The organism is Endozoicomonas sp. SESOKO3 (assembly GCF_024606255.1).
Genome location: NZ_JAHHPR010000755.1, coordinates 1 through 5,776, shown reverse-complemented (window position 1 = coordinate 5,776; position 5,776 = coordinate 1). Strand labels below are relative to the sequence as shown.

Here is a 5,776-nt window from a genome sequence, read left to right as displayed (position 1 = left end):
CCTCGAAACAGCTGCTGCAAGAGGGTGTTGATTGGCGTAATCGCTGCCGATCTGGTCAGTGGCTGGCAGCTTCCTGTCATAATCAGGAGCAAATTGACCGGGCCGCATCATTGGGTGTCGATTTTGTAACACTCTCTCCGGTCAGGCTCACAAACACGCATCCAGGCTGTGAGACATTAGGTGAGAAGAAAGCTGATGAGCTGACTGATCGCTGTCCACTACCCGTTTTCTGGTTGGGAGGAATGGAGCTTGCTGATCAAGAGAAGTTAATAGACCGGGGTGTTCAGGGAATCGCGGCTATTGGTGCTTTCTGGTCCCAAATTCATTGAGACCCTATACTAGTCTTAATTAAAATGAATAACTTTTTGCAGGGAAGCAAATGTCTCATCCTAGTATCGGGCCCGGTGGCAACAGATCAACATCAGGGCTACCCGCTGATTCAACCTACCAATCCCCGTCACCTTCTGGCCAGGACACGCTGGGAAGAACGATAGGTTCACGGGAAGATCCATCTGGCACTGAAGGGCTGCATCAAGAATCTTCAGCACAGGGTCAGCGCCCTATTCAGGATCGAGAGGTTGCCTATTACAAAGAGACTGGGCAGGTTGGTCGAAATATTCTTCCATCTATTAATGACAGACCCTTCAGCGAGTATTGGGAAGAGTTTCCCGGGCCAATTCGCCGGGGGGTTGTTGATCACCGGTTAATGCGTGTCAAAACCGAAGCAAGGGGAATAGATAAGGAATCAGATTCTCCGAAAACTAAGAAAAATCAAGGACTCTGGCATATCAAAACACTTGGGTATGAATCGGGTACTGAAAAATTCAAACGGCTGTTGCAAAAAGTAATCTACCTGATCACCGGAAAACCCTACAAAGCTCGTTTCTACGATAATCGAAAAGTGCTGGCTCAAAGAGAGTGCCTTGCTGCCGAGGCCTACAAGAAAGTTATGCATTATGGGCAGGAATACATGCATCGCTACAGTCTGGATGAAAAGCGTCAGGATCATTGTGTGGCATCCAAAGACCTTAAAGGTTTCTATCCTGGCGATACTTACTTTCATAAAACATTATTCCCTTCCATTTGCCAGTTTGCTGATGACCATAATCCGGTCACCAATCTTGTCATGAGGCGTTTTCTTCTGGGCGATCAGGATTATCTGAAACTTGATAATTACTTATTCAAGCACGCCGAAGGTGATGAGCTGATGAACGTTGAAAAGGGGGATGAGCTCATCACTGGCAAGTTAGTCAGCATTGATTTTGGTATGTCTTTTTATAATCAATTTTCCCTCCCGAAGAACTGCACTATGGATGAATTTACCCAGAAGCTTTTGCAGCCATCAAGATTGCACAGAGTTCAGTATCGAGGAAAGAATACTCTGTTGACTATGGTTGAGCAGATGCCAGATGATCAGGTCAAAAGATCGATAGAGTCAGCATTGCAGAGAATTGCCGAGCTGTCAGATCAGCATTTGAGCGAGCTGGCTGAGCATATGCATCAACCAGAGCTTCGTGAGGCCATGTATGAAGTTCTGGAGTTTAAGCGCTCTCAGGCAAAAGCCCTCTTGAATCAGGGCTCCTGGCCCGAGGAGCTGGGTGTAGGCAAAGGTTTCTCAGTGCTTTAGATGGTCATCGATCTCGCCGGACAACAGATCATCAAAAGCAGGGTCTCCGGGAATCGAGCGCTCTTCATTTGCCCAGGCTCCCAGATCAATCAACTTGCATCGTCGGGAGCAGAAGGGTCGAAACGTGTTTTCTTTCTTCCATTCCACTTCTTTGCCGCATTTTGGGCATTTCACAGTCGTTGGCATTGAATTAGTAAACCGCAAGGTCGTGCGGCTTCCAGCTGGAAGCCGGGATATTACTGTTCGTCTTCGGGAGGCTTGGGAGCGACAGGAGTCTGCGTTTTCTGCTTCTCAACACCTGAATCACCCAGCAGGCCGAATGACACGGTATAGAGCAGTGAGGGGTCGACATCACCGAAGGACTGATAGCCGATGAATTCCCCCTGGTCATTGAGCAGTTTCGAATTCGGGAAGTTCAGTTTCAAAACATCAAGGGCTTCATTCGCAGGCTCTGTCAGCCCCAGTCGTTGATAACCTTCCACTATGATACCCAGTGCAGGCTCTACTGCCGGGGTTCTCTGCATATTTTCAACAACGTACTTGCCACGATTCACTGCCGCTACGTAGGCTTTACGTTTCATGTAGTAATTGGCTGCATGAATTTCATAATCAGCCAGACGATTTCTCAGGGCTACCATCCGCTGACGGGCATCCGGTGCGTATTTGCTGTCCGGATAGCGTGTCAGTAATTCACGAAACTCGTTGAAGGATTGACGAGCCTGACCAGGGTCGCGCTTTGTGTTGTCCAGTGGCAGGTAACGTTCGATGAGGCCCATAGCAGCCGTATTAGAGGCCAGGCCTTTGATGTAATAGGCATAGTCTGCATTGGGGTGCTGTGGGTGCAGGCGAAGAAAACGGTCCGCTGCAGCTCTGGCGGCTTCAGGCTCTACATTCATGAAATAGGCATAGACCAAATCCAGCTGAGCCTGCTCCGCAAAAGAACCGAAGGGATAGCGTGACTCCAGTGCACGCAGATAGTCTATAGCCTTCGTATAACTCTGGTTATTCAGCGACTGGTTGGCCGTCTGGTAGAGCTCGGCCTCAGTCAGGGATTCCGGGATCGTTTTTTTCTCAGGGGTCGAGGAGCATCCTGCCAGAACCACCGCAGCAAGGAACAGACCTATCAGGCGCGAGTATGTGGTTTTGAGTATTGTCATGGTGTTTACAGTTTCCTTACTCCGGCATGATTGTGAGGAGAGCTGGTGCTCCCCACGAACTTAACAGCAGGGAAGCAGGTTGATGATAAAGTTTTGAGCATAGTCCAGCCAGACCCAGTGATGTGATAAACTTCCCGCCTTTATCCAACCAATTTAAACACAGTCCGCCGTAAAACGAAAAGAAACCGGGTCTATTAATATCAATCTACTGCTTTCAGGAGGCTGAACATTTTTATTGACCTGTTTTATTGCAGCATTTGTCCTTCGGTGGCTGAGATTTTTTTGTTGATTGACACAGGGGTCTGACCGGGAATAGCGCTCGCCCAGGCCCCTCTAACCTGAGAAGTATTTGATGAGTGAGCAGATCAATCAGCAGGTCGTTGTGCCTGATGAACTGGGAAGCAAAAGACTGGACCAGATTGCGGTCAGCTGCTTTCCGGACTTTTCCAGAGCACGTCTTCAGGAGTGGATCAAAAACGGTGATTTGCGGGTGGATGGCCAGAAGAAAAAGCCTAAAGACAAGCTGATCGGTGGCGAGCAGCTAACACTCAGTGTTGAAGTCGATAATGAAGAACGCTGGGAACCTGAAAACATCCCACTGAATATTATTTATGAAGACGATGCCATTCTGGTCATCAATAAACCGGTGGGAACGGTGGTTCATCCGGCGGCAGGGAATTACTCAGGTACTTTGTTGAATGGCCTGTTATATCATTACCCCGAGATGGCCTCGGTGCCCAGGGCGGGCATCGTGCACCGACTGGATAAGGATACCTCGGGGCTGATGGTGGTGGCCAAAAACCTGGCAGCTCACACCGATCTGGTGGCTCAGCTTCAGGACCGAAGTGTCAGTCGTGAATACGAGGCGGTGGTTCAGGGCGTCATGACGGCTGGCGGAACGGTTAATGAACCGATTGCCCGTCACCCGACGCATCGTCTCCGGATGGCGGTGGTACCCAGCGGCAAACCCTCTGTGACTCATTACCGGGTTCTGGAGAAATTTAATGCTTATACCCATGTCCGCTGTAAACTGGAAACGGGGAGAACTCACCAGATCAGAGTACATATGAGCCATATTCGTTTCCCGTTGGTGGGGGATGATTTGTATGCTGGCCGCCTGAGAATTCCAAAGGGATGCTCTCCCGTTCTGGAAGAGATTCTCAGAGGCTTCAGGCATCAGGCTCTTCATGCCGGGAGACTGGGCCTTATGCATCCGGTGACAGATGATTATATGGAGTGGGAGGCACCTTTGCCGGATGACTTTTCTGCGCTACTGGATGTACTAAAAGAAGACGCTAAAGAGTCCTGAGCAGGATACCCTGTTTTTTTTCGGGGAACTCAGGTTCCCAAGGCATCGTAATAGAGAGAACCGAATATGTCTGAAGATCGTTACCTGCTTCCGGACTGGCCTGCGCCCGAAAGTGTGAGGGCTGCTGTAACACTGAGAACCGGGGGTTACAGTCGGGGCGCTTTCAGTAGTTTCAATCTGGGGCTGCGATCCGGTGATGATCCTGATGTGGTAGAAAAAAACAGGGCGTTGCTGGGTGAGAACCGTCAATGGCGGTATAGGCCTCAGTGGCTTAAACAGGTTCACGGTACTAAAGTGGTCATGGCCAGGCCGGATAACATTGAGAGAGAAGGTGATGCGGTTTGGACAGATAAGCAGGGGTTACCCTGTGCTGTCTTAACGGCGGATTGTCTCCCGGTTATTTTTTGCAATAGATCCGGCACCCATGTTGCTGTTTCTCATGCCGGTTGGAAAGGGCTTCAGGCAGGCGTCCTGGAAGCCACGGCTGAAGCTATGGGCGATGAACCCGACCAGTTAATGGTCTGGTTGGGTCCAGCCATCAGCCAGTCTCATTTTGAAGTGGGGCCTGAAGTTCGTGACGCTTTTCTGAATTCTGATCTGCAAATGGAGACGGCTTTTATTCCAGGCCAAGGTGACCGTTGGTATGGCGATCTCTATCAACTGGCAAGGTTTCGGTTGGATAAGCTGGGCGTGACACAAATCAGTGGCGGCAATTTCTGTACCTACAAGGAGGATGACCGCTGGTTCTCTTACCGGAGGGATGGCGTCCAGTCCGGACGTTTAGCCACATTGGTCTGGATTGAATAGATCGGAAGTGCTCTCAATGAGGGCACTTCCTGTGGCTCACTACTAGCTATAATAGCGCTGCCTCAGTCCTTCAAATAAATTGGCAAGATCAGGCGCTGGAGCGGGTGACTCGCCCGGGCTACTTTCCGACCAGGCTCTGTGAATGTGATTGGCACCATCATTCTGTTTATACACTCTCTTCAGATAGTGGTTGTAGTTTCTGCTGGCTACCGTGTCTACGTGGTACCAGTGAGCTTTCGTCCGACTGTGACTGATATCCAGCAACACATAGCCTTTTTCACTCTGGTTTGTCCACTTCAAGTTCGGCAGAGCACCGTCCAGGGCCAGTGAGGCCACTTTGGCAAGACCTGTCTTTTCAGAAAACCCGGATGTGACTGCGGGGGTCCCAAACTCTCCACCCAGTGCGCCAAAACCTGAAATCCGTCCGTAGTGAGGAAAGCGCGGTTCAGGCGCCAGATCAAAAGCCCATGAGCTGTGAGTGTCGCCGGTCAGAACCATCAAATTATTGATACCCTGATTTTGAATGTGATCAAACAGTCGCTGTCGGGATGCCTGATAACCATCCCATTGATCCATGAGGATAGGAAGATTCGAATTGATGGTGAGTTGTGACATCAAGACCTGCTGTCCAAGTGCCCGCCAGCGAATCCCTTCGTTCATGGATTGGCTTAAGCCATTATGCAGCCATTGCTCCTGATCCGTACCCAACAGGCTTCTTGACGGATCTTTAGCGGCTTTGGCAGACAATGGCAGAGCCTGCCGGTCTCTCCCCGTCAGTCGGGTGTCCAGCATAAAGAGATCAATCAGGTCACCAAATCGGAATCTCCGATAAATGGTTTTTTGTCCAAACTGGTCAACAATGCCACTCTCCCTGAT

General features: G+C 50.1%; 7 protein-coding genes. 4 read left to right on the top strand and 3 right to left on the bottom strand.

Annotated elements, in window-relative coordinates; translation table 11 throughout:
- A partial coding sequence (locus KDK18_RS13305) for a thiamine phosphate synthase (protein ID WP_257255414.1) occupies positions 1-329 on the top strand: 329 nt, incomplete at its 5' end.
- Positions 330-379: 50 nt separating this feature from the next.
- A complete protein-coding gene (locus tag KDK18_RS13300; RefSeq protein WP_257255413.1) occupies positions 380-1,627 on the top strand; it encodes a hypothetical protein in 1,248 nt (415 codons plus the stop codon).
- Here the strand turns inward: KDK18_RS13300 and yacG are convergent.
- Together yacG and KDK18_RS13290 are read right to left on the bottom strand one after the other, a co-directional pair.
- Positions 1,616-1,813 carry a DNA gyrase inhibitor YacG gene (gene yacG, locus KDK18_RS13295; protein ID WP_257255412.1) on the bottom strand — a complete coding sequence of 66 codons (198 nt, stop codon included), beginning with the start codon at positions 1,811-1,813 and terminating at the stop codon, positions 1,616-1,618. The two genes, KDK18_RS13300 and yacG, sit on opposite strands and share 12 nt — an antisense overlap.
- A gap of 50 nt (positions 1,814-1,863) precedes the next feature.
- Positions 1,864-2,784, bottom strand: coding sequence for an outer membrane protein assembly factor BamD (locus tag KDK18_RS13290; protein WP_257255410.1), 921 nt, complete (start codon positions 2,782-2,784; stop codon positions 1,864-1,866).
- Between the two features lie 352 nt (positions 2,785-3,136).
- On the opposite strand from KDK18_RS13290, the gene rluD reads away from it, so the two are divergent.
- The gene (gene rluD / locus KDK18_RS13285) at positions 3,137-4,093 is read left to right on the top strand and encodes a 23S rRNA pseudouridine(1911/1915/1917) synthase RluD (protein ID WP_257255409.1); all 957 of its coding nucleotides are present in this window, start codon (positions 3,137-3,139) and stop codon (positions 4,091-4,093) included.
- A gap of 66 nt (positions 4,094-4,159) precedes the next feature.
- Positions 4,160-4,900 carry a peptidoglycan editing factor PgeF gene (pgeF, locus tag KDK18_RS13280; protein WP_257255408.1) on the top strand — a complete coding sequence of 247 codons (741 nt, stop codon included), beginning with the start codon at positions 4,160-4,162 and terminating at the stop codon, positions 4,898-4,900.
- 42 nt (positions 4,901-4,942) lie between these two features.
- Here pgeF and KDK18_RS13275 read toward each other — a convergent pair.
- A partial coding sequence (locus KDK18_RS13275; RefSeq protein WP_257255407.1) for an alkaline phosphatase occupies positions 4,943-5,776 on the bottom strand: 834 nt, incomplete at its 5' end.